This is a genomic window from Qipengyuania sp. JC766 (assembly GCF_040717445.1).
Taxonomy (GTDB): Bacteria; Pseudomonadota; Alphaproteobacteria; order Sphingomonadales; family Sphingomonadaceae; genus JC766.
The window spans coordinates 1,238,021-1,260,885 of record NZ_JBFEFL010000001.1 but is presented as its reverse complement, the minus strand read 5'-3'; the positions used below and the strand labels follow the sequence as shown (position 1 = coordinate 1,260,885).

Here is a 22,865-nt window from a genome sequence, read left to right as displayed (position 1 = left end):
CTGCCAGAACCGGTTTTCGGGATCAGTCGTTGAACTTGCCCGGTTCCGGGCCGATCCGGCCGTCGGCCGAATCCAGTTCGTCAATCTTCGCCATCTGCTCATCCGTCAGTTCGAAATCGAGCGCGGTGAAATTGTCGCGGATGTGATCCGGGTTGGTCGAACGCGGCAGGACCGACAGGCCGTGCTGGATGTGCCAGCGGATGACGATGGCGGCTGCCGACTGGCCGGTTTCCTCGGCCAGCGACTTGATCGCATCGGCGTTCATCGTGTCGCCCTGTCCCAGCGGGGACCAGCTCTGCGTCACGATGCCCATTTCCTCGTGCACCTTGCGCATGTCGCGCTGCTGGAAGCTGGGGTGCAGCTCGATCTGGTTGAGCGCGGGGACCACGCCCGTCTCGTCCACGATGCGCTTCAGGTCTTCTTCGCGGAAGTTGGACACGCCGATGGACTTCGCCTTGCCCTGGTCGCGCAGTTCGATCAGCGCCTTCCAGGTGTCCACGAACAGGCCGCGCTCGGGTTGCGGCCAGTGGATCAGCAGCATGTCCACGTGTTCGCGGCCCAGCCGGTCGAGGCACTTGTCCGCCGCCTTCAGCGTGCGGTCGTATCCCTGGCTCTCGTTCCAGATCTTGGTCTGCAGGAAGATGTCGGACCAGTCGCCGATGCCTTTGCCGACGCCTTCCTCGTTCTTGTAGATCGCGGCGGTATCGACCAGCCAGTATCCCGCTTCCAGCGCGGTGGAGACGGCCTGCGCCGCCTCGGACGGGTCGATGTTCCACGTGCCGAATCCCAGCTGCGGGATCTGGCGGTCGTCGTTGAGGGTGAGGGTGGGTTGGTCGGTCATGCAAACTCCTTCTTTTGCCGACCAACGCACATGCGCGCATTTATGTCCCCTGCCGCGTGCCGGAATATTGGCCCGAAAAGGCGTTTCCTACACGGCCCGCCCATGCCATAGCGCCGCGCCGGAGCCGGTGATGACGACCCCCGCGGTTTTTCGCTCCAGGACAGTGGTCCATGCGGTCCATGTCTCCCCCAGGCGCGGGTAACGAAGGATGATCGAGTTTGGCCAACGTGACCGTGATCGGCGCCCAGTGGGGCGATGAAGGCAAGGGCAAGATCGTCGACTGGCTGGCCGACCGCGCCGATGCCGTCGTGCGGTTCCAGGGCGGCCACAATGCCGGCCACACTCTCGTCATCGACGGGACCACCTACAAGCTCAGCCTGCTGCCGAGCGGGATCGTGTCGGGCACGCTCAGCATCATCGGCAACGGCGTGGTGCTGGACCCCTGGGCGCTGCGGGACGAGGTCGAGAAGCTGGAAGGGCAGGGCGTCGCCATCAATGACGACAACCTGGCACTGGCCGACAATTGCGCGCTGATCCTGCCGCTCCACCGCGACCTCGACGGCCTGCGCGAGAATGCGGCGGGCAAGGGCAAGATCGGCACGACCGGGCGCGGCATCGGCCCGGCTTACGAGGACAAGGTGGGCCGCCGCGCGCTGCGCGTGTGCGACCTGGAACACCTGGACCAGATCGACGCGCAACTCGACCGCCTGTGCGCGCACCACGATGCGCTTCGCGCCGGGTTCGACCAGGAGCCGGTGGACCGCGAGGAACTGAAGGCCCAGCTGGCCGAGATCGCGCCCTTCGTGCTGCGCTTCGCGCAGCCGGTCTGGAAGCGCCTGAAGAAGGTGCGCAAGGCGGGGGCCAAGATTCTGTTCGAAGGCGCGCAGGGCGTGCTGCTGGACATCGACCACGGCACCTATCCCTTCGTCACAAGCTCCAACACGGTCAGCGGCACCGCCGCCGCGGGCAGCGGCCTCGGCCCCAATTCGACCGGTTACGTGCTCGGCATCGTCAAGGCCTACACCACCCGCGTGGGCAGCGGCCCGTTCCCGACCGAGCTCGATGACGAGATCGGCCAGCGGCTGGGCGAGCGGGGCCATGAATTCGGCACGGTGACCGGGCGGCAGCGGCGCGTGGGCTGGTTCGACGCGGTGATCGTGCGCCAGACCTGCGCGATCAGCGGCGTGACCGGCATCGCGCTGACCAAGATCGACGTGCTCGACGGGCTCGACAAGGTGAAGATCTGCACCGGGTACCGGCTCAACAACAACGTCTACGACTACCTGCCAAGCCACGCGCAGAGCCAGGCGGCGGTCCAGCCGATCTACGAGGAGATGGACGGCTGGCAGGAAAGCACCGCCGGCGCGCGCAGCTTCGCCGACCTTCCGGCCAATGCCATCAAGTATATCCAGCGCGTGCAGGAACTGATCGAGACGCCGGTGGCACTGGTCAGCACCAGCCCGGAACGCGACGACACGATCCTGATGCGCGACCCGTTCGAGGACTGATGCGGCGGGGCGGGCGCCTTTCCTGGCTTCTGCCGCTCGCGCTGGCCGCGGGATGCAGCCCCGTCCCGCGCGAGGCGGTGGCCCCGCAGGCGGCCGACGCGCCGCTCACGCAGACGGCGGACTTCCTGCTGGTCGACAAGTCGGACCGGACGCTGACCCTGTTCCGTGAAGGCCGGGCGCTGCGCACCTATCGCGATATCGCCTTCGGCGATGCGCCGCAGGGCCACAAGCAATTCGAAGGGGACGAGCGCACGCCCGAAGGCCGCTACACCATCGATACGCGCAACCCGAACAGCGCCTACCACCTGTCGCTGCGCATCTCCTATCCCGATGCGCGCGACCGGGCCTTCGCGCAATCGGTCGGCCGCAGCCCGGGTGGCGACATCTTCATCCACGGCCAGCCCAACGGATCGCCGCTGGACCGCATTTCGGGCGACTGGACCGACGGCTGCATCGCGGTGACCAATGCCGAGATCGAGGAAATGTGGTCCGCCGTGCCCGACGGGACGCCGATAGAAATTCGCCCCTGACGAATTCGGGAACTTGACCTGATCCCGTTTTGTTCTACTCCTGTTCATACCAGAACAGGAGTCGATCCATGCAGGCCCAGTACGATTATTCCGTGAACGAAACGGTTGCGGACGCCGCCAACGATGCCGCCGGCCTGCCGCTGTTCGTTTCGGTCTTCGCCGACCGGCCGGCCTTGCGCGACCAGATGCGCGACGATGCGCTGGCGGCGGGATTGCGCGTCGGGCAGGTCGGCGGGCTGGACCTGCTGCTGGAAGGGGAAGCACGCGCGCTGGGCGATATCGTGCTGGTCGATTGCCCAGCGGACGATGCGCGCAGCCTGGCCGCGCTGGAACGGGCGGACATGCGCGCGGGCCGGTGCGATGCGCGGCTGCTGGTTTCGACTACGCTGGACGCGCTCGACGCGGTCTTCGGCTGCCTGTCGCTCAGCGCGGCGCCCGTGCTGGTCGATCCTGGCCGGGGGGACCGGGTCGTCGCGCTTGGCCGGGCCCTGTCCCGCGTACCCGACGCGCGCCTGCGCGAGTTCGGGGAGGAGGACCGGATCAGCCTGCTGCGCCTGACGGAGCAGGTGGGGCAGCTCGCCCGCCAGCTCGAACTGGCGAATGCGCAGGGGCTTGCGGCCGATGGCGGGGCGTTCCGGTTCCGCTCGCCCGACCCGGCTTTCAAGCCTGCCGGGGAAGATCGCGCCTACATCCGCCAGCCGCGCCCGCCGCTGCCGGACGCGGCGCTGGTGCGCAAGGTCATTGCCAAGCGACGCTCGCGCGCGGCGCTGTTCGACGATGCGCTGTTCGCAGATCCTGCGTGGGACATGCTGCTCGACCTGACGGCCGCCCGGGCCGAACACACCAGGGTGTCCGTTACGTCCCTGTGCATCGCCGCCCACGTGCCGCCGACCACCGCGCTGCGCTGGATCACGCAGATGGTGGAGGACGGCATACTGGTGCGCGAAGCGGACGAGATGGACAAACGTCGCACCTTCATCGCCTTGAGCGACGATGCCGCGGAGGCGATGGCGCGCTACTTCGCGGACAAGGAGGCGGCCGTCTTCGCCGCCTGATCCGGGCCCCGCAGGATAACCGTCAGGCCCGGCATCGGGTCGCGCGGATCCGATGCCGGGATGCGCGCCGCATCGGCCCGCGCGCGCGCGAGGATGGCGGCGGGCACGTCCGGGTCGTGCACGATCGTGTCCGCCGTGCCCAGCCACCGCGCCTGCCGGATGGTCAGATCGTCCGGGTCGGCGCTGGCGAGTTCTATCGTCCGGACCTCGGGCGCGGAGGCATGGTCCGTGTCCGAAAGCCAGTCATCGAACCGCTCGTCCGCCCCGTCCTGCATCGGATCGAGCGGTCCGCCGGAGGTAAGCGCCGCGTCGAGCGCACCGCGACGCTCCTGCCCGTCGGGCCAGCGGGCACGGAGGCGCTCGCGCTCCTCGTTCAGCCGCGTCGCCAGCCGGCCGAGCGATTGCGGCAGCAATGTTTCCAGGCGCAGCCGCAGCTGCTTGGCGAGGCCCGCCGAAGCGCCGGACGTGCTGACCGCCACCAGCACCGGCTCGCGGTCGAGGATGCTGGGCGTGGTGAAGTCGCACAGTTCCGGACGGTCGGCGACGTTGACCAGCAGGCCCATCCGCTTCAGCCGCAGCGCCGCCTTTTCGGCGTCCTTCGCATCGTCCAGCGCGACGAAGGCCAGCTTCGCGTAATGCGCTTCGGCTTCGCCGCAGGGGATGCCGCCCGCCCGTTCGATCAGGCGCCGCTTCGCATCGCCCATGTCCCCTTCGGCCACCAGCACCACGCGGGTGCCCGCAATCCGGTGGAACAGGGGCAGGCTGCCTATGCCAGCCATTCCGGCACGCGCTCCGCGTCCATGATCGCGGCGGCATCGATCCGGTCCGCCACGACCGCGTACCTGTCCCCGTCGACCAGCACCTCGGCCACGAAGCCGCGCGAATTGTAGCTGCTCGCCATGCTCGCCCCGTAGGCGCCGGCGGTCCGGAACACGGCCAGGTCACCGCTTTCCAGCGCGTCGCAATCGCGGTCGGTGGCGAAGGTGTCGCCCGTCTCGCAAATCGGGCCGACGATGTTCGCCGTCATCCGCTCCCCGCTCGGTTCGACGGCGTCGAAATCGTGCCAGGCGCCGTAGAGGGCCGGGCGCGCGAGGTCGTTCATCGCCGCGTCGACGATGACGAAAGGCGGTCCGTTGCCGCCTCGCTTCACGCGCACGACGCGGGTCAGGAGGACACCCGCATTGCCGGCGATCAGGCGGCCGGGCTCGAAGGTCAGGCGCACGTCCCAGCCCTTCGTCATTCGTGCGACCATGCGGCCGTATTCGGCCGGCGTCGGGACTACCTCGTCCTTGCGGTAGGACACGCCGAGGCCGCCACCCAGGTCGACATGGGTGATCGCAAAGCCCGATGCGCGCAGGTCCGCGACAAGCGTGTCGATCTTGGCGAAGGCGGTTTCCAGCGGCTCCAGGTCGCTCAGCTGGCTGCCGATGTGGATCGCCACGCCGCGCAGGTTCATTCCGTCGAGCGCGGCCAGTTCGGCGAACACTTCGCGTGCGCGCAACAGCGGCACGCCGAACTTGTTCTCCGCCTTCCCGGTCGAGATCTTCTCGTGGGTCTTCGCATCGACATCCGGATTGACGCGCAGGCAGGCATCGACCCGGATCCCGCGCGCCGCCGCGAGCGCCGCGAGCTCGTGGCCTTCCTCGCGCGACTCGATGTTGAACTGCCCGATCCGCTCGTCCAGCCCCAGTTCCAGTTCCGCCCGGGTCTTGCCGACCCCGGAAAACACGATCTTGTCGGGCGCGATCCCGGCGGTCAGCGCGCGGCGCATCTCGCCGCCGGACACCACGTCCGCCCCGTATCCCTCGCGCTGCAGCACGTTCAGTACGGCAAGGTTCGGGTTGGCCTTGACCGCGAACGCGATCAGCGGATCGTCGAGTTCGGACAGGGCGTCACGAAACGCGCGCGCCTGTGCGACCAGTGCGCCGCGCGAATAGACGTAGACCGGCGTGCCCACCTCCTGCGCGATGCGGGGCAGGGCGACGTTTTCGGCGTGCAGGACGCCGTCCTTCAGTGCGAAATGGTCCAAGGCTTACTCTGGCGGCGGGAGGTCGAAAGGATCGTCCTCGCGATCCTCGGACCGTTCGCGCAATTCGGTGCTTCGCTCCGGCGCGGCCTGGGGATCGAGTTCGAGGAGTTCGTCGGCTTCGGGCGGGGCGTCGGCCCCGCGCGGTGCCACGGGTAGGCTTTCGCCCGCGGCGGGTTCCAGCTGGGTCTTGCTGCCGCAGGCGGCCAGCGCCAGCGCGGCGGTCAGAAGCAGGGCAGTTCGCATCAGTCCTCCAGTCCCAGCGCCTCGCGCGCCTCGGCGACGCGCTGCCTTACCTGTTCCGGCGCGGTCCCGCCATAGGAGGCTCGCGACGCGACCGACGCATCGACCGACAGGGCGGCGAAGACGCGTTCGTCGATCCGCCCGTCGATCGCCTGCAGGTCTTCCAGCGGCAACCGGTCGAGCGCCACCTGACGCTGTTCCGCCAGCTTCACGGCGGCACCGGTGATATGGTGCGCCTCGCGGAATGGGATGTCGGCTTCGCGCACCAGCCAGTCGGCAAGGTCGGTCGCGGTGGCATAGCCGCGCTCCGCCGCCTCGCGCATCCGGTCGGTGTCGAACGTGCACTCGGCCACCATGCCGGTCATCGCGGCCAGACACAGCTCGAGCAGCGCCGCCGCTTCGAAGACCGGAGGTTTGTCGTCCTGCATGTCCTTGGAATAGGCGAGCGGCAGGCCCTTCATCGTCACCATCAGCGCGGTCGTGCACCCGACGATGCGGCCCGCATGGCCGCGCACCAGTTCGGCGGCGTCCGGGTTCTTCTTCTGCGGCATGATGCTGGACCCGGTGCTCAGCGTGTCCGGCATCCGCACGAAGCCGAAGGGCTGGCTGGCCCAGATGATCATTTCCTCCGCCAGGCGGGACAGGTGCAGCGCGCACTGGCTGGCCGCCATCAGGTAATCGAGTGCGAAGTCGCGGTCGGATACCGCGTCGAGGCTGTTGCGGGTCGGTTCGAAGAAATCGAGTTCGCGCGCGGTCTGGTGCCGGTCGATCGGAAAACCCGTCCCGGCGAGCGCGGCGCTGCCAAGCGGGCATTCGTCCGCCCGGTCGAGCGCGTCGACGAAGCGCGACTGGTCGCGACCGGTCATCTCGAAATAGGCGAGCAGGTGGTGACCCAGCGTCACCGGCTGCGCGGTCTGCAGGTGCGTGAAGCCGGGCATCACGCTGTCCGCATGTTCGCCCGCCCGGCGCACCAGCGCGGCGCGCAGGGCGTCGAGCCCGGCGATGGCCGCGTCGCTCGCCTCGCGCACCCACATGCGGAAATCGGTCGCGACCTGGTCATTGCGGCTGCGTGCGGTGTGCAGCCGTCCGGCAGCCGGTCCGATCAGCTCGGTCAGGCGGCTTTCCACCGTCATGTGGATATCCTCGAGGTCCCAGTCCTCGGGCACGCCGTCGCGCTCGTACTCGTCCGCGATCGTGTCCAGCCCGTCGTGGATCGCCTCGGCGTCGGCGGCCGAGATGATGCCCCGGTCGGCCAGCATCCGGGCATGGACCTGCGAGGCGCGGATGTCCTGCCGCCAGAGCAGCTTGTCGAACGGAATGGAGGCGTTGATTTCGCGCATGACCGCGCTAGGTCCCTGTGCGAACCTGCCGCCCCACATCCTGTTGGAGCCTGCCTTGCCGTCCCGTTCGCTGCCCTTGGTCTCGCTCACACTCGCCGTCCTGACTGTCCCGCTGGCCGGGTGCGATAATGGCCCGCCCGACACTGCGCAAGACGAGCGGGCGAGCACACCCATAACCGGAGAGATCGACGCGAGCCGCGCGGGCGACCTGCTGCCGGCCGCGGAGCTGGTCGATCCCGATGGCGACACGGTGAACACCGCCGCGCTGCAGGGCCGGCCGCTGCTGGTGAACCTGTGGGCCACATGGTGCGCGCCGTGCCGCAAGGAAATGCCGCTGCTGGACGAGCTGGCCGGGGACATGGAGGGCGATCTGCGCGTCCTGACCGTCAGCCAGGACGTGGAAGCGGACATCCCGAAAGTGGACGCCTATTTCGCGGAATTCGGCTTCGCCAACCTGACCCGCTGGGTCGATCCGACGAACAGCCTGGCACTGGCCTATGGCAATATCGTCCTGCCCACGACCGTGCTCTACGGCCCGGACGGGACGGAAATCTGGCGCGTGACCGGCGACTACGACTGGTCGAGCGCGGAAGCGCGCGAGGCGATCGCGGCGGCAATCGCGGACCAGTGACGGCTTGGAAAAGGCCGGAAATGGTGGGCGATGACAGGCTCGAACTGCCGACCCTCTCGGTGTAAACGAGATGCTCTACCAACTGAGCTAATCGCCCCGACCATGTCGGAAGGGTGGGCACATAGCGTGATCCGGGCCAAAATCAATTGCCACCTTGCGCATGGCGGCTAGGGCCTTGCGCATGACCCAGAGCCGCATCCTCGTCCTCGCCACCGGAGGCACCATTGCCGGAACCGGCGGATCGCCCACCGCGCGCGATTACCGGCCCGGCCAGATCGCGATCGAGGCGTTCCTCGAACAGATGGGCGAGATGGCGCTCGACGTGCAGCTGACCGGTCGCCAGATCGCGGCGATCGGTTCGGAAAACATGGGGCAGGACGTCTGGAACCGGTTGCACCGCGAAACGGTCTCCGGGATGGCGGACCCAGCATGCGACGGCATCGTGATCACCCACGGAACCGACACGGTGGAGGAAACCGCGCTGCTGCTGGACGAGACGCTGCCGAGCACCAAGCCCGTCGTGCTCGTTGGCGCGATGCGCGCGGCCGATGCCGTCGGGTCGGACGGCCTGCGCAACTTCACCAACGCGGTCCGCGTCGCCGGGCATCCCGAGGCGGCCGGGCGCGGGGTGCTGGTCGGCATGGGAGACCGGATCTTCGCCGCGCGCGACGTGCGCAAGGCGGCGACCCGCGGGATCGAGGCCTTTCGCGGTTTCCCGCGCGACGCCGTGGGCATGGTCACTCCGCACAGCCTGGACTGGTTCGGCGCGCCCTGGCGCACAGGCGAGGACGCCCGCCGCCGCTGGCACGACGCATTGCCCGATGTCGCGCTGGTCTACATCCACGCCGGCATCGGCGCCGATGCGGTCGCGCGGCAGCTTTCGGCCGACCCGGCGGGAATCGTCGTGGCGGGCGTGGGGGAAGGGAACATGCCCGACGCGGTCCGGACCCTGCTGGCGGAGCGAGCGAAGGGCGGCACCGTGGTCGTCCGCGCGAGCCGCGCCGACGAGGGGCTGGTGGACCGCGAGGGCGAGGACGAAGCCAATCGCTTCGTCGCCGCCCGCGCGCTCAATCCGCAAAAGGCCGTGATGCTGGTCAAGCTGCTGATCGCGGACGGAATCCGCGATCCGGCGCAGGTCCAGGCCGAATTCGACCGGCGCTGAACGCCGACCCTATCCGTGCGGGACGACCAGGTATTTCTCGCCGGTCTTCATCGCCCGGTATTCGAGCGCCGCGTCCTTTTCCAGCATGCCTTCCAGCGTGACTTCCTGCTTGTAGGAACTGGCGAAGGTGGTGGTGAGGTTGTCCAGCACGCGCTGGCGCATGCGCATCATGGTCTCGCCGCCCGCCTGCTGCAGGAACGGGGTCAGCAGCCAGCCCGAAAGCGTCCAGCCGAAGCCGTATGACGGGGTCAGGATCGTCGGTCCGAGGTCCAGCCGTCCGTAGATGTACATCTTCTTCTGCTGGTTGGAGCCGTAGCGGCTGTATTCCTTCATCTTGCCCGCGGCGACCTGCTCCATCGCCTTGAACGCCTCGTCCACCGCCTTGCCGCCGCCGATCGGATCGAAGCCGAAATAGGCGTCGGTCGCGTCGATCGCGGCGCGCAGCTGCTCGCGGTAATCGTCGTCGGAGGAATTGACGACATGCTCCGCGCCCATGCCCTTCAGCATGTCCGCCTGTTCCTGCCGGCGCACGATGTTGACCAGCGGAACGCCGTCCTCCTGGCAGATCTTGACCAGCATCTGACCCAGGTTCGAGGCCGCGGCCGTGTGCAGGATCGCGGACTGGTCTTCCATGCGCGCGGTCTCGACGAAGCCCAGCGCAGTCATCGGGTTGACGAAGGCACTCGCGCCGTCCCGGCTGGAAATGTCGCCCAGCGGCAGGCACATGCCGGCATCGGCAATGGCGTACTGGCTGAAGGCATTGCCCGGGACGCAGGCCACCCGCTTGCCGATGAGGGCGCGGGCCATGTCGCTGTCGCCGGCGGCGACCACTTCGCCGGCACCTTCGTTGCCGACCGGCAGACGCTGGCCATGGCGGCCGCGCGCGCCGCTGTTGAAGGGTTCCGGCATCGTCGCGACGATCTTGCCATCTCTGTACTGCGCGTTCTCCAGGTCGGCCGGACCGAACAGCAGGGCAAGGTCGGACGGATTGATCGGCGCCGCTTCCATCTTCACCAGCACCTGGTTGCCGGTCGGTTCGGGGAAGGTCGTTTCCGCGACTTCGACGGTCAGCGTGCCGTCCGCTGCGAGCGTGGTGAAGATCTGCTTTCCGGTGGTGCTCATGATGGGGTTTCCTCCTCCTCGGGGTAGTGTGCGTGTACGAAATACAGGCCGTGCGGCGGGGCATTGAGCCCCAGTTGCTGGCGATCCCTCGCTTCCAGAACCTCGCCGATGCGCGCTTCGTTCCAGCGGCCCATGCCGACGAGTGCGAGGCACCCGACCATGGAACGGACCTGGTGGTGCAGGAAGCTGCGCGCGCCGGTTTCCACTATCACGTGTTCGCCCCCATATTCGCTCTTGGCCCGCCGTACTGATATGCGGTCGAGCGACTTGACCGGGCTGTCGCTCTGGCAATGGGCGGAGCGGAAGGTGGTGAAATCGTGTTGCCCGACCAGCGCCTGCGCCGCGCGATGCATCGCCTCGTGGTCGAGCGGCTGCGGCACCAGCCAGGCGCGGTCCCGCTCCAGCGTCAGTGGCGCGCGGCGATTGGCGATCCGGTAGAGATAGGCGCGGCCGGTGCAGGAAAAGCGGGCGTGCCAGTCGTCCGGCACGATGCGGCAATCGGTCACCGCCACCGGATCGGGCCGCAGGTGCGCGTTCAGCGCCTCCATCAGGCGGAACGGCGTCATGTCCTTCGCGATGTCGAGATGGCTGCGCATGGCGAGCGCATGCACGCCGGCATCGGTGCGCCCGGCGCTGTGCAGCGTGACGCGCTCTCCCGTGACGGCATGGGCCGCGTTCTCGACCGACTGCTGGACGCTCGGCCCGTCCTTCTGCCGCTGCAGGCCGAAGAAGGGCGTACCGTCAAATTCCAGGGTCAGCGCGAACCGGGTCATGCCGGCCTGCTACACCAGCATGGCCGCCGCGCAAGCCGTCAGGGGGTCTGCAGCCCTTCGGGAAGCGGCAGCCGCTCGCACCGGCCTTCGAACGCGATGTCGCGCAGCTCCTCGCCCGGCTTCGCCTCGCGCGCCTCGATCGTGAGCGCGTCGAGATCGACCGAATATTGCGACCGGTGTCCCGAGGGCGCGGTCCAGTCCATTTCGATGTTGCCGTCCACGATGCCGAGGCTGCAATTCTCCTGTCCCGGCTCGCACAGGTCGAAAGCGACGTTCTGCGTCTGGGCATATCGCTTCACCGCGCCGTCCATCAGCAGGAAGGGCTGGGTGACCGAAGCGCCCGTGCCGTCGTAATCGTCCATCACGCAGCTGATCAGCCCGTCGGGCACGTCGGCGCCGCCGGTGTCGGGTGCCCCCGCGGCCGAACAGGCCGTGAGTGCGATCGTGGCCACGGCCACAGCGATATTGTGCTTTTTCATGGACTTCCCCCTTCCAGTTGCAAATCAGTCGAGCCGCGTCCCCTCGGCCACGGGCCGGCCGCGCAGGAATGCGGCCCGGTCCGTCTTCGGCTTGCCCGCGCGCTGGACGGTCAGCGGCCGGACGGCCCCGTCGCCGCAGGCGATCGCCAGGTCCGCGTCGATCACTTCACCGGGCGTTCCGGCTCCGTCCGCGCGTTCCGCCGTCAGGATCTTGACCCGCTCGCCCTCGATTTCGCACCAGGCGCCGGGGAAGGGGGCGAGGCCGTGGATGTGCCGCACCACCTCGTCCGCCGGCTTGCTCCAGTCGATCCGCGCTTCCCCCTTGTCGATCTTGGGCGCGTAGGTCGCGTCGGCATCGTCCTGTGCCACGGGAACGTGGATCTTCAGGTCGCGCAGCGTGCCGACCATCAGCTGCGCGCCCTTTTCCGCCAGTTCCGCGGTCAGTTCGCCGGTCGTCTTGTCGCCGATCTGCGTGCGGACGGTCGCCAGCATGGGGCCGGTGTCGAGGCCCGCTTCCATCTGCATGATCGTGACACCGGTCGTCGGATCGCCCGCCATCACCGCGCGGTGGATCGGCGCGGCGCCGCGCCAGCGGGGCAGGATGGAGGCATGGACGTTGAGGCAGCCATGGCGGGGCGCGTCCAGGATCGCCTGCGGCAGGATCAGGCCGTAGGCCGCGACCACCGCGACATCCGCCTCCAGCGCGGCGAAACGCTGCTGTTCTTCCTCAGACTTCAGCGATTTCGGGGTGCGCACCTCCATCCTCAGCGTCTCCGCCTCGAGCTGGACGGCCGAAGGCTGCAGCTTCTTGCCGCGCCCCGCCGGCCGGGGCGGCTGGGTATAGACGGCCATGATCGCGTGGTTCGCGTGGTCGAGCGCGCGCAGCGTCGGTACCGCGAATTCCGGGGTTCCCATGAAGACGATGCGCATAAGGACCGGCCAAGCCTTTCGTGACGTGCGCGCCGGCCCTATCTTCCGGCTCATGGCATCGCAAGAGATCGAGCAGCTTTCGGCCGCGCTGGCCCGTTTGCCGGGGCTGGGACCGCGCAGCGCGCGCCGCGCAGTCCTGTGGCTGGTCAAGCGGCGCGAACAGGCGTTGCCGCAATTGCTCGATGCGCTGGGCGCCGTGCGCGACACGCTGGTCGAATGCGACATCTGCTTCAATGTCGACACGCGCAATCCGTGCGGCATCTGCGCCGATCCCCGCCGCGATGCGAAGTCCATCTGCGTCGTGGAGGACGTGGCGGATCTCTGGGCGCTCGACCGGGCAAAGCTGTTTTCCGGCACCTATCACGTCCTCGGCGGCAAGCTTTCCGCGCTCGACGGGGTGCGGCCGGAAGACCTGACAATCGGCGAACTGCTGGAACGCGTATCGGGCGGCGGAGTGGACGAGGTGGTGCTGGCGATGAATGCCACGCTGGAAGGGCAGACCACCGCCCATTACATCGCCGAACGGCTGGAAGGCCACCCGGTGCGGATCACGCAGTTGGCGCACGGCCTGCCGGTGGGCGGGGAACTGGACTATCTGGACGAGGGCACGCTGGCGCAGGCCCTGCGCGCCCGCCGGCCGCTCGGCTGACCGCGCGACGGCGCAGCAGGGAAGTTGTAATCCGCGCCCGCCCGGCCTAAATTGCGCACCATGGCAATCCGCGAAATCCTAGAAGTGCCGGACCCCCGGCTCAAGACCGTGTCCGAACCCGTGACCGAGTTCGACGACGAGCTGAAGACGCTCGTCGAGGACATGTTCGAAACCATGTACGACGCCCCCGGCATCGGCCTCGCCGCAATCCAGGTCGGCGTGCCCAAGCGCGTGCTGGTGATCGACCTCCAGCCCGAAGATCCCGACGCGCCGCCGGTGGAATGCGAGCACAACGGGCACAAGCACACCCATCCGGCCACGAAGAAGGAACCGCGGATCTTCATCAATCCGGAAATCCTGGACCCGGCGGAGGACCTGGCGACCTACCAGGAAGGCTGCCTCTCGGTGCCCGACATCTTCGCCGACGTGGACCGGCCCGCCACCTGCCGCGTGCGGTATCAGGACCTGAACGGCACGGTGCACGAGGAAAACCTCGACGGCCTGATGGCCACCTGCATCCAGCACGAGATGGACCACCTCGAAGGCATCCTGTTCATCGACCACCTCAGCCGGCTGAAGCGCAACATGGCGCTCAAGAAGCTCGACAAGCTGCGCAAGGCCGCCTGACACGAAAAAGCCCCGCCATTGTGCGGGGCTTTTTGCATCTGGACCGGAATGTCCGCGCGGCGTTCAGCCGTGGCGGTTTTCCGACATCAGCTGGACCGCTTTCTTCACGTCGCGGATGACTTCCTCGCACATCGTGGCGCAGCGCTTGCAGTGCGGATCGTCATGCTTCGAACATAGCTCGTGGCACTGTTCGCAGGCGATGATCGCGGCGGCGCCGATCGCCTTGATCGCCGCGACATTGCCGCCGGTCCGGCGGCTGCCCATGCGATAGAACGCGGTACAGGCATCGCTCGCATCGAGGCACCGGCGCACGCATTCGGCGCGGTCCTTCGCGTCCTCTTCCGCGAGGCACGCATCGGCGCAGCTGTTGATGATCGCCGCGCCGTACATGGCGTGCTTGACCGCCTCGCCCAGCTCGTCGTTGTAATCGTCCCCGACCGCGGGGTGGTCCTGGATCATTTCCTTGATCGACATGATTTTCTCCTTCGCTGACCGAGCGAACGGGGCGGGGGATTTGTTCCATCGGTACTCTTGCGTTCTATTTTTGTTTCATCCATCAATGAGAGGCTGACGCGGTCAAACCGTTTCGGACAAAAGCGATAGATATGTGGGGTCGTTGACCCTGCCTCTGCTACGTTTCCGAACGACCCCCGCCGAAGCACCCACAACTCGCAAAAAAAGGAGAGCCACTATGGTTCCGCCTTACGTTTTGCAGTGGGTGAATGCGGCATGCCATTGGCATCGAATTTCCGGCAACGGAAAGGCATTCTTGTATAGTTCGGCTGTGGGATTTTCTTCCGAAGCCGAGGCAGTGAAAGACTTTTTGTCCTTTCATTGCTGTAACTGACCCGCTGCGGGGCTGGCGGCTTAATTCGCCAGCCCCAAAGCGGGAAAGACAAATGATTGTCTCAGCTCCCAGCGGTGGCTCGGCTGAATGGGGAAACGATAAATGGACCTCAACCTAATCTATATTCTCATCGCCCTGCTGGTCGGGGGAGGGCTCGGCTGGTTCGCCGGCTCGCGCCCGGTCGCGGACTGGAAGACCCGGCACAAGGAGCGCGATGCCGAGGCGCGGGATCTGGCGGAGAAGCTGTCGCGCATGACGCCCGAACTCGCGACCATGAGCGACCGTGCCGCGCGTGCCGACGCGCTGGCGGAGCAGCTCGACGCGGTGCGGACCGAGCGCGAGGGTCTCAGGGCCGACCTCGCATCCTTCCGCAGCGAAGCCGCGGCGCGCGAGAAAGCGGCGGAGGACCGCTATCTGGAGCGCGAGAAGCATTTCGAGCGCGAGCTTTCCCGGCTGGTCGAAGCCGAGGAGAAGCTGCAGGCGAAGTTCAACGAGATCGGCGAGAAGATGCTGGCCGGTGCGCAGTCCAAGTTCCTCGAAGGCGCGCAGTCGCACCTGGCGACGCTCAACAAGGAAAGTCTCGCCGAACTGGAGAAGAAGGTCGGCCCTGTGGGCGAGACGCTGGAGCGTTATCGCCGGCGGATCGACGAGATCGAGAAGAACCGGGCGGAAGCGTACCACCAGCTGCAGGGCGTGATCGGCGAGGTCCGCGCCGGGCAGGAACGGGTCGTGGAAGGCGCCAATCGCATCACCACGACCCTGAAGGGCGCGACCAAGGCGCGCGGCGACTGGGGCGAACTGCAGTTCGAGAACCTGCTCGAAAGCTGCGGCCTGCGCGACCGGACCGATTTCAAGCGCGAGGTCGGGATCAAGGGGGCCGACGGGCAGGACCTGCGCCCCGACGCGATCATCAACATACCGGGCGGGCGCAAGCTGATCGTCGACGTGAAGAACGTCTTCAACACCTACAAGGAAGCGAACGAGGCGGACAGCGAGGAACAGCGGCACGAATTGCTGCGCAAGCACGCGCGCGAGCTGCGCACCCATGTCCAAGCGCTGGCCGCGAAGCGGTACCAGGACAATGTCGACGGATCGGCCGATTTCGTGGTCATGTTCGTGCCGGGCGAACACGTGCTCTACGCGGCGCTGATGCAGGACGAGGGCCTGCTGGACTTCGCGCTGCGCCACAACGTCGTGCTGTCCAGCCCGCTCAACTTCATGTCGATCGCGATGACCGTGGCGACGGTATGGCGGCAGGCCGGCGTACAGGCCGACGCGGAAGAGATCGCGAAACTGGGCAAGGAGCTTTACGACCGATTGGGCGTCGTGGCTCGCCACATGAGCAATCTGCGCCGGGACCTTGGAAAGGCCAACACCAGCTTCGATGCGCTGGTCGGGAGTTTCGACACCAATCTGAGGCGCACGGGCGAGCGTTTCGAGAAGCTGAGCATCGACACGTCCGCCAAGGACCTGCCCGAAGCGCTCCCCATCGGCCACCAGCCGCGCCGCCTGTCCAATTTCAGCGAAGCGGAAGACAGCGAGGCGGCGGAATAAGTCGCGCTGTCCTACATGCCGCGAAATTGCTAGCCACGCGGGTATCGCGGGCCGGGTGGACGATATTGGGTCCAACCCGGCTGCGGCGATCGGGCGTAAGGTACCATTCCCTGGAAGGTGACACCGCCGAGGTGGGGAAGGGGTTCAATGCGGCGCTACCCGATGACGGGCATTCGTCGATATGGTCTGAGAAAATCGAGGCAACCCACTGGCAGTGAACGAAAATCCGGCATCGCCATATCTCCGCCCCACGGAAGGGTCCGACTTCGAGGGACTGGAAACGGTGCGGGATGGTGTTTCGAAAAAGGCCCCGGTCGGTGTCAACCGCCGCCTCTCCGCCGGCGGTAACAGGGGGCGACAAGCGGTCGGTTCGGTCGCATGGAGGACGGCATGAAATCCGCGTTGAATTCACGTCCGCTGCTGTGGCTGGTCCTTGCCATCCCCGCGATCGCCATCCTCGGGCTCTGGGCCTTCACGCCCGACGCCTACGGCTATGGCCACGCGATCAAGGACAGCGGCAAGTGGGCGGCCTGGCTGCTCATGGCGACACTGGCGGTCACGCCCGTCCGGCTGGTCTTCCGCAGGGCCAAATGGACTGCCTGGCTGATGCGCCGGCGGCGCGATCTGGGGGTGGGCAGCTTCGCCTATGCGGCCGGTCACCTGGCGGTGTACCTATGGCACAAGGGCGCGGTGGCGACCGTGCTGGCCGAACTGGGCGAGACCTACCTGCTCACCGGCTGGCTCGCCTTCGCGTTGTTCCTGCCGCTCGCCGTCACGTCCAACGATGTCGCCGTGCGGCGGCTGAAGCGGACCTGGAAGAAACTGCATCGCCTGGTCTATCCCGCGGCGATCCTGACCTTCGTGCACTGGGTGCTGTCGGCCTTCGATCCGACCACGGCCTGGATCCACATCGCGATCCTGACCGTGGTCGAACTGGTACGGGTGGCCTTGCAGGCCCGTCAGAGAGTGACGTAGCTGCGCAGGCGGGCGACTTCGGCCTCGTCGACATACTTGCCGATCTCGCGGTCGAATTCGGCCATGTCCTCGTAGGGACGGTATTCGAGGAATTCGCCGATCATGCGGTCGGTCATACCCGGGATGAGCGCGATGTCTTCCTCGCTCGCCGAATTGAGGTTGATCGGCACGAAGACGCTGGTCCGGATTTCCTCGGCCTCGGCTTCGGACACGGTTTCCAGGAGCATCGCGTTGAACGCGGTGGCACTGGCGTAGGGGCGGCCCGCGACGATCGCTTCGGCGAGTGCGGCCGGAACGCCTTCGGCACCGGCCAGCTGTTCCGCGGTCGCGCTGTTCGCGTCGAGAATGGTGGATGCTTCGCCCGTCATGGCGTCGGCGGCCGGGGTCTCGGCGTCGGTCATCGTGGCGTCGGCGGACGATTCATCGGTGGTATCGCCACAGGCGGAAAGGGTGAGGGCGGTTCCGCAAAGGGCCGCGGCGAGGAAATATGTGCGCATTGGGGGTATCCTTTTGTTGCAACGGGGTCGCAATAACACGGCAGCGCGCGAGACAAACCCTTTTCTCGCCGCCTCTCCTGTGCGCAGCGTCAGGCGCGCTCCAGAGTGTCGAGCACCTCGTATGCCAGCACCGCCGCCGCCATCGCCGCATTGAGCGAATCGGCGCGCCCGCGCATCGGCATCGTCACTCTCAGGTCGCAGGCCGCCTCGTATTCCTCCGGCAGGCCCTGGGACTCGTTGCCGACCATGACGAAGCAGGGCGCGCGGTAGGGTGCGCCGCGATAGGGGACCGCATCGCGCAGGCTGGCGGCCACCAGTTGCCCGCCGCCTTCGCCGTCGCCGCGCAGCCAGGGGAGGAACTCGTCCCACCGGGCGCGGGCGATCCGCTGGGTGAAGATCGCGCCCATGCTCGCGCGCACGGCCTCGACCGCGAAAGGATCGGTGCAGTCGTCGAGCAGGATCAGGCCGCCGGCGCCCACCGCATCGCCGGTGCGCAGCATCGTGCCCAGATTGCCCGGATCGCGCAGCGCCTGCGCCACCAGCCAGATGTCGGCGGAATGCCTGTCGATTGCGGCGAGCGAGGTATCGAATTCCGCGAAGACCCCCGCCACCGCCTGCGGGTTGGACTTGCCGGTAATCTTGGACAGGATCTCGTCCGACGTCTCGACCACCAGCCCGCCGGCGCGAATCACTTCCTGCTCCAGCGTCCGGAGCAGAGGGTGGGGCGCGCGCTCGGTCGCCATCACCAGCATTTCCGGCACGCGGCCCGTCTCCAGCGCGTCGGTCAGCAGCCGCAGCCCCTCGGCCAGGAACTTGCCCGCGCGTCTGCGATGCTTCTTGTCCCGCAGGGATCGGAGGAACTTGACCGTGGGGTTGGAAAATCCGGTGATGCGGTGACGGTCGGAATCGCGCGGGCCGTCGGTCACTCTTCGCCGAACCCGTCTTCGACCAGCGCGCACAGCCGGGCGAGAACCGCGTCCGCGTCCGGTCCTTCGACCGCGATCTGCACCTCGTTACCCTTGGCCGCGCCCAGCATCATCAGGTCGAGGATGGAATCGCCGGGCGCGGCGCTTCCGTCCTTCGACACGGTGACCCTGGTCCCTTCGGGCAGGGCGGCGACTTCACCGACGAACTTCGCGCTGGCCCGGGCGTGCAGGCCCCGCTGGTTCACGATCGTGACGGTGCACGTGACCGCCGTCATCCGCGCCCCGCATCCGCGCCGAGCAGTTCAGACGCGATGGTGATGTAGTTGCGACCCGCATCGCGCGCAGCGCGGACCGTCGTCAGCACGTCGTTTTCCTTGCGCGCGCCGGCCAGCCTGATCAGCATCGGCAGGTTGATCCCGGCGATGACTTCCACCCGGCCGGGCTCCATCAGGGAAATCGCCAGATTGCTGGGCGTGCCTCCGAACAGGTCGGTCAGCACGATCGTGCCGCTGCCACTGTCGACCGCCTCGATCGCGGACGCGATTTCGCCGCGGCGCTCTTCCATGTCGTCCTGCGGGCCGATGCACACCGTGGCAATTGCATCCTGACCGCCCACCACGTGCTCCATGGCGTGAACGAATTCTTCGGCCAACCGGCCGTGAGTGACGAGGATCAATCCGATCATGGGAAAAAGGAGTACGTCCTAGGTAGTTTGCCCAAGCTGAGGTCGTTCGATCTCGTCCGCAGCGCGCGAAGCCAGATTGCGGTGCAGGACCGTGGGCGAAAAGCCGGATTCGCGCAAGACCTGCGCCATGCGTTCCGCCGTGAAGACGGAGCGATGCCGCCCGCCGGTACAGCCGAAGGCGATGTTGACGTAGCTTTTCCCCTGCGCCCGGTATCGCGGGAGCAGTGTCAGCAAGAGGTCGCGGATCTGGCCGAAGACGGTGTCGAAGGCCTCGTCCTGCACGATGTGTTCGCCCACTTCCGGATCGAGCCCGGTCTTCTCGCGCAGTTCCTCCACCCAGTGCGGATTGTCGAGGAAGCGCATGTCGAAGACGAGGTCGGCAAGAGGCGGTGTGCCGCGTGCGAAACCGAAGCTGGACACGATGACGGACATTTCCTGCGGCGCGGTGCCGGAGAACTGCTCGCGCACGGCCTGCTGCAGCTGGTTGGAGGAAAAGTCGGTCGTGTCGATCACCGCGTCGGCCCAGCGCCGCAGCGGCTCCAGCAGTTCACGCTCCGCCTGGATGCCGACGCGCACCGGACGCCCCTGTGCCATCGGATGGCGCCGGCGGGTCTCGTTGTAGCGGCGCTCAAGCTCGCCGCTGCCGCAGTCGAGGAACAGGGTGGTGACCAGCAGGTCCTCGCGCCGGGCGAGCTGCTTGACCGAGTCTATGACGGCGGAAGGCACGAAGCCGCGGGTCCGGGAATCGAAGCCGATCGCCAGCGGATCGCGCGTGGTACTTTCGGTCCCTTTGCCGACGAGGCGCCCCAGAAGCCGGATGGGGAAGTTGTCGATCGCTTCCCAGCCCATGTCCTCCAGCACGCGCAGGGCGGTGGTCTTGCCGGCGCCCGAAAGGCCCGTGACCAGCAGGACACGCTGGCGAGGATCGTCATCGGATGGCGAATCGGGCATCATCGCGACCGGATGTGCGCCACGAGACGGGATGAATAAAGGCCCTTAACCCTTGCGGGCGGATGGCGTGGGCCCGTCAATCGCGGCCCTTGCGCGGGTTCGGCAGGGTCAGCAGGAGGCAGGCGCCCGGCTTGCCGTCAGGCCTATCGATCGCTTCCAGCGACCCGTCGTGCGCTTCCGCGATGGTCCGCGCGATCGCCAGGCCGAGGCCGCTGTGATTGCCGAAGTCCTCCGCCTCCGGACGATCGGAGTGGAACCGGTCGAAGATCTTGTCGCGCGCTTCCACGCCGATGCCGGGCCCCTCGTCGCTGACCGAAAGGGTGACCACTTCGTCGAGGATCGCGATCGTCACGTCGATCTGGCCCTTGGGCGGGGAGAAGGAAACGGCGTTGTCGAGCAGGTTTTCGACGATCCGCTCCAGCCGCATCGGCACGCCGCGCACCACGGCACTTTCCATCGAAGTGTAGAGGGCGACGGTGCGGCCCTCGTTCTCCTCGCGGTTCTCGCGCCTCTCGATGATCGCTTCGGTCAGCGTGTCCAGCTGGACCATTTCGAATTCGGTGCGGGAAATCTCCGCATCGATGCGGCTTGCGTCGGAGATTTCCGTGACCAGCCGGTCGATGCGCCGGACATCGTGATTGGCAATGTCGAGCAATTGCCGGCGCAGCTCCGGATCCTCGACCGAGCCAAGCGACTCGACGGCGCTGCGCAAGGAGGCGAGCGGGTTCTTGATTTCGTGCGCTACGTCGGCCGCGAAATGCTCCACGCCGTCGATCCGGTGGCGCAGCGCGTCTGTCATGTCGGAAACGGCGCGCGCCAGGAGGCCGATCTCGTCCTTGCGCTCCGGCAGGCGCGGCACCTCGACATCGCGGTCGCGCCCCTGCCGCACGCGCACGGCCGCCCGCGATAGCGCGCGTAGGGGCGAGACGATGGTACGGGCGAGGTAGAGCGAAAGGAGGATTGACGCGAAAAGGGCCAGCAGCACCGACACGCCGAGCGTGGAACGGGCCGCGCGCACGGACTCCGTGATGTCGACTGCGTTACGCGTGGTCAGCAGTGTCGCGCCCTGTATGCCCACAGGGGCCGCCGCGGTGATGACCGGCGTGCCGTCGGGGAGATCGCGCAACTCGATCTGGCTGAGGCCCTGTTCGCGGGCGCGCACCAGTTCGGGCCAGGCATCGGCCGTGGTGCCTTCCGGTTCGACATAGTCGGGGATGGGCCTTGAGGAGACGACCGTGTTCACTGCGTTGTCCAGCCAGAGCGCGAAGTTTTCTTCCCACTGGTCAGGCTCGCGGTCGGCCAGCGTGAAGGTCGGCTCGTCGAGGACGAAGCTGTCCGCCAGCAGGTTGCCGTCGGGCTCGAACATGCGCAGGCGCATGCCCTGTTCCTTGCCGATCTGGACCAGCAGGGCATCCTGCCTTTCGCGCGTGGCCCCGGCGAGCGCTTCGGCCGTGATCTGCGCCTCGATCCGCGCCAGCTTGTACCGCTCGTTGAGCAGCTGCTTGCGATAACCGTCGAGATAGAAGATGCCGCCCCCCAGCAGCGCCAGCGGGAGGAGGTTGACCGCGAGGATGCGGGAGGTGAGCGAAATCCGGCCGGACCAGCTCAGCCGCTCCAGCCGCTGGCCGATGGACCGTTCAGCCATCGGTGAAGCTGTACCCCGCACCGTACAGCGTCTCGATCGCGCCGAATTCCGGATCGACGGAGCGGAACTTGCGGCGCATCCGCTTTATGTGGCTGTCGACGGTCCGGTCGTCGACGAACACGTCGTCGGGATAGGCGGCATCCATTAGAAGGTTGCGCGACTTGATGACGCCGGGCCGCACCGCGAGGGCTTCCAGGATCAGGAACTCGGTAACGGTCAGGGACACGGGCCTGCCGTCCCAGGTGACGTGGTGGCGCGCCGGGTCCATCGAAAGCCGGCCGCGCGCGAACCTGCCGCCCGATTCCGGTTCGCTCTGCGCGCGCTCGCCCTCCGGGCTTTCCGGCTGGGGGTCCGCCCGGCGCAGGATCGCGCGGATCCGCGCCAGCAGGAGGCGCAGGCTGAACGGCTTGGCGATGTAGTCGTCAGCACCGAGTTCGAGGCCGACTTCCTCGTCCTGCTCCTGGTCCTTGCTGGTCAGGAAGATGACCGGCAGGGCGGAATGCTCGCGCAGCCGGCGCAGCAGTTCGAGCCCGTCCATCTTGGGCATCTTGATGTCGAATACGGCCAGGTCGGGCGGGTTCTCTAGCAGCGCCTTCAGCGCCGCCTCGCCATCCGAATAGAGGCGGGTGGTATAGCCTTCCGCCTGCAGCGCGATGGAAACCGTGGTCAGGATGTTGCGGTCGTCGTCGACCAGCGCGATGACTTGCGCGTTCCGGTTCTCGGAGGCGGCGTCGGCCGGGGTGCCCTGCGGTTCGTCCATCCACGGCAGTTAGAACGGAAATTGCGGTAAAACAACGCGCCGTAACAAAGCGTGGGTTTGACGGCCCCGCGACGCCCCATTATGCGGACCCCGTCGGCTCCTGCATACC

26 protein-coding genes and 1 tRNA gene are annotated in these 22,865 nt (G+C 67.3%); 9 read left to right on the top strand and 18 right to left on the bottom strand.

Annotated elements, in window-relative coordinates:
- Positions 1-22 precede the first annotated feature (22 nt).
- A complete protein-coding gene (locus tag AB1K63_RS06300; RefSeq protein ID WP_366959114.1) occupies positions 23-841 on the bottom strand; it encodes an aldo/keto reductase in 819 nt (272 codons plus the stop codon).
- 218 nt (positions 842-1,059) lie between these two features.
- On the opposite strand from AB1K63_RS06300, the gene AB1K63_RS06295 reads away from it, so the two are divergent.
- The 3 genes from AB1K63_RS06295 (at position 1,060) to AB1K63_RS06285 (ending at position 3,934) form a co-directional block, all read left to right on the top strand.
- Positions 1,060-2,349, top strand: a complete 1,290-nt coding sequence (locus AB1K63_RS06295; protein ID WP_366959112.1) for an adenylosuccinate synthase — start codon at positions 1,060-1,062, stop codon at positions 2,347-2,349.
- On the top strand, positions 2,349-2,879 hold the full coding sequence (locus AB1K63_RS06290; protein ID WP_366959110.1) for a L,D-transpeptidase family protein: 531 nt from the start codon (positions 2,349-2,351) through the stop codon (positions 2,877-2,879). The genes AB1K63_RS06295 and AB1K63_RS06290 overlap by 1 nt, the downstream gene beginning before the upstream one ends.
- Positions 2,880-2,947: 68 nt before the next feature.
- Positions 2,948-3,934 (top strand): MarR family transcriptional regulator, encoded by a 987-nt coding sequence (locus AB1K63_RS06285; RefSeq protein ID WP_366959109.1) that lies wholly within the window; start codon positions 2,948-2,950, stop codon positions 3,932-3,934.
- Here the strand turns inward: AB1K63_RS06285 and AB1K63_RS06280 are convergent.
- Genes AB1K63_RS06280 through argH form a run of 4 tightly spaced genes read right to left on the bottom strand, consistent with a single transcriptional unit; the run spans position 3,895 to position 7,582 of the window.
- The gene (locus AB1K63_RS06280; RefSeq protein WP_366959108.1) at positions 3,895-4,713 is read right to left on the bottom strand and encodes a bifunctional precorrin-2 dehydrogenase/sirohydrochlorin ferrochelatase; all 819 of its coding nucleotides are present in this window, start codon (positions 4,711-4,713) and stop codon (positions 3,895-3,897) included. The genes AB1K63_RS06285 and AB1K63_RS06280 overlap by 40 nt on opposite strands.
- Positions 4,701-5,963: a diaminopimelate decarboxylase gene (gene lysA / locus AB1K63_RS06275; RefSeq protein ID WP_366959107.1), complete on the bottom strand. Its 1,263-nt coding sequence runs from the start codon at positions 5,961-5,963 to the stop codon at positions 4,701-4,703. Before lysA ends, AB1K63_RS06280 begins: the two co-directional genes overlap by 13 nt.
- A 3-nt stretch (positions 5,964-5,966) precedes the next feature.
- Positions 5,967-6,206: a hypothetical protein gene (locus AB1K63_RS06270; protein WP_366959106.1), complete on the bottom strand. Its 240-nt coding sequence runs from the start codon at positions 6,204-6,206 to the stop codon at positions 5,967-5,969.
- Positions 6,206-7,582 (bottom strand): argininosuccinate lyase, encoded by a 1,377-nt coding sequence (gene argH / locus AB1K63_RS06265; protein ID WP_366960656.1) that lies wholly within the window; start codon positions 7,580-7,582, stop codon positions 6,206-6,208. The genes AB1K63_RS06270 and argH overlap by 1 nt, the downstream gene beginning before the upstream one ends.
- Before the next feature lie 37 nt (positions 7,583-7,619).
- Here argH and AB1K63_RS06260 point away from each other — a divergent pair, with 37 nt between their 5' ends.
- Complete coding sequence (locus AB1K63_RS06260) at positions 7,620-8,174, top strand: TlpA disulfide reductase family protein (RefSeq protein ID WP_366959105.1); 555 nt, start codon at positions 7,620-7,622, stop codon at positions 8,172-8,174.
- A 21-nt stretch (positions 8,175-8,195) separates the two neighbouring features.
- On the opposite strand, the gene AB1K63_RS06255 is transcribed toward AB1K63_RS06260, so the two are convergent.
- Positions 8,196-8,271: transfer RNA gene (locus AB1K63_RS06255), tRNA-Val, on the bottom strand.
- An 84-nt stretch (positions 8,272-8,355) separates the two neighbouring features.
- On the opposite strand from AB1K63_RS06255, the gene AB1K63_RS06250 reads away from it, so the two are divergent.
- Positions 8,356-9,336: an asparaginase gene (locus AB1K63_RS06250; RefSeq protein WP_366959104.1), complete on the top strand. Its 981-nt coding sequence runs from the start codon at positions 8,356-8,358 to the stop codon at positions 9,334-9,336.
- Between the two features lie 9 nt (positions 9,337-9,345).
- Here AB1K63_RS06250 and AB1K63_RS06245 read toward each other — a convergent pair whose 3' ends face one another.
- Genes AB1K63_RS06245 through fmt form a run of 4 tightly spaced genes read right to left on the bottom strand, consistent with a single transcriptional unit; the run spans position 9,346 to position 12,640 of the window.
- Complete coding sequence (locus AB1K63_RS06245; RefSeq protein ID WP_366959103.1) at positions 9,346-10,458, bottom strand: zinc-binding dehydrogenase; 1,113 nt, start codon at positions 10,456-10,458, stop codon at positions 9,346-9,348.
- Positions 10,455-11,231: a tRNA pseudouridine(38-40) synthase TruA gene (gene truA / locus AB1K63_RS06240; RefSeq protein WP_366959102.1), complete on the bottom strand. Its 777-nt coding sequence runs from the start codon at positions 11,229-11,231 to the stop codon at positions 10,455-10,457. Before truA ends, AB1K63_RS06245 begins: the two co-directional genes overlap by 4 nt.
- Positions 11,232-11,269: 38 nt before the next feature.
- Entirely contained in the window at positions 11,270-11,710 is a 441-nt protein-coding gene (locus AB1K63_RS06235) for a hypothetical protein (RefSeq protein ID WP_366959101.1), read from the bottom strand.
- A gap of 24 nt (positions 11,711-11,734) precedes the next feature.
- Positions 11,735-12,640 carry a methionyl-tRNA formyltransferase gene (gene fmt / locus AB1K63_RS06230; protein ID WP_366960655.1) on the bottom strand — a complete coding sequence of 302 codons (906 nt, stop codon included), beginning with the start codon at positions 12,638-12,640 and terminating at the stop codon, positions 11,735-11,737.
- Positions 12,641-12,692: 52 nt separating this feature from the next.
- Between fmt and recR the strand changes: the two genes are divergently transcribed.
- Both recR and AB1K63_RS06220 read left to right on the top strand, forming a co-directional pair.
- Positions 12,693-13,289, top strand: coding sequence for a recombination mediator RecR (gene recR / locus AB1K63_RS06225; protein ID WP_366959100.1), 597 nt, complete (start codon positions 12,693-12,695; stop codon positions 13,287-13,289).
- Positions 13,290-13,349: 60 nt separating this feature from the next.
- Entirely contained in the window at positions 13,350-13,916 is a 567-nt protein-coding gene (locus AB1K63_RS06220) for a peptide deformylase (RefSeq protein ID WP_366959099.1), read from the top strand.
- Between the two features lie 63 nt (positions 13,917-13,979).
- Here the strand turns inward: AB1K63_RS06220 and AB1K63_RS06215 are convergent, their stop codons facing one another.
- On the bottom strand, positions 13,980-14,390 hold the full coding sequence (locus AB1K63_RS06215) for a four-helix bundle copper-binding protein (protein ID WP_366959098.1): 411 nt from the start codon (positions 14,388-14,390) through the stop codon (positions 13,980-13,982).
- A gap of 475 nt (positions 14,391-14,865) precedes the next feature.
- On the opposite strand from AB1K63_RS06215, the gene rmuC reads away from it, so the two are divergent.
- Positions 14,866-16,317: a DNA recombination protein RmuC gene (gene rmuC, locus AB1K63_RS06210; RefSeq protein ID WP_366959096.1), complete on the top strand. Its 1,452-nt coding sequence runs from the start codon at positions 14,866-14,868 to the stop codon at positions 16,315-16,317.
- Positions 16,318-16,707: 390 nt separating this feature from the next.
- Complete coding sequence (locus tag AB1K63_RS06205; protein ID WP_366959095.1) at positions 16,708-17,292, top strand: ferric reductase-like transmembrane domain-containing protein; 585 nt, start codon at positions 16,708-16,710, stop codon at positions 17,290-17,292.
- Here AB1K63_RS06205 and AB1K63_RS06200 read toward each other — a convergent pair.
- The 7 genes from AB1K63_RS06200 to AB1K63_RS06170 all read right to left on the bottom strand — a co-directional run bounded on the left by AB1K63_RS06200 (position 17,277) and on the right by AB1K63_RS06170 (position 22,756).
- Positions 17,277-17,789 carry a hypothetical protein gene (locus AB1K63_RS06200; RefSeq protein WP_366959094.1) on the bottom strand — a complete coding sequence of 171 codons (513 nt, stop codon included), beginning with the start codon at positions 17,787-17,789 and terminating at the stop codon, positions 17,277-17,279. The two genes, AB1K63_RS06205 and AB1K63_RS06200, sit on opposite strands and share 16 nt — an antisense overlap.
- Before the next feature lie 89 nt (positions 17,790-17,878).
- Entirely contained in the window at positions 17,879-18,715 is an 837-nt protein-coding gene (locus tag AB1K63_RS06195) for an RNA methyltransferase (protein WP_366959093.1), read from the bottom strand.
- Positions 18,712-18,990, bottom strand: a complete 279-nt coding sequence (locus tag AB1K63_RS06190) for an HPr family phosphocarrier protein (RefSeq protein WP_366959092.1) — start codon at positions 18,988-18,990, stop codon at positions 18,712-18,714. Before AB1K63_RS06190 ends, AB1K63_RS06195 begins: the two co-directional genes overlap by 4 nt.
- Positions 18,987-19,400, bottom strand: coding sequence for a PTS sugar transporter subunit IIA (locus AB1K63_RS06185; protein WP_366959091.1), 414 nt, complete (start codon positions 19,398-19,400; stop codon positions 18,987-18,989). Before AB1K63_RS06185 ends, AB1K63_RS06190 begins: the two co-directional genes overlap by 4 nt.
- A gap of 18 nt (positions 19,401-19,418) precedes the next feature.
- On the bottom strand, positions 19,419-20,354 hold the full coding sequence (gene rapZ, locus AB1K63_RS06180; protein WP_366959090.1) for an RNase adapter RapZ: 936 nt from the start codon (positions 20,352-20,354) through the stop codon (positions 19,419-19,421).
- A 73-nt stretch (positions 20,355-20,427) separates the two neighbouring features.
- Positions 20,428-21,996: an ATP-binding protein gene (locus tag AB1K63_RS06175; protein WP_366959089.1), complete on the bottom strand. Its 1,569-nt coding sequence runs from the start codon at positions 21,994-21,996 to the stop codon at positions 20,428-20,430.
- Entirely contained in the window at positions 21,989-22,756 is a 768-nt protein-coding gene (locus AB1K63_RS06170; protein ID WP_366959088.1) for a response regulator transcription factor, read from the bottom strand. The genes AB1K63_RS06175 and AB1K63_RS06170 overlap by 8 nt, the downstream gene beginning before the upstream one ends.
- Positions 22,757-22,865: the final 109 nt, after the last annotated feature.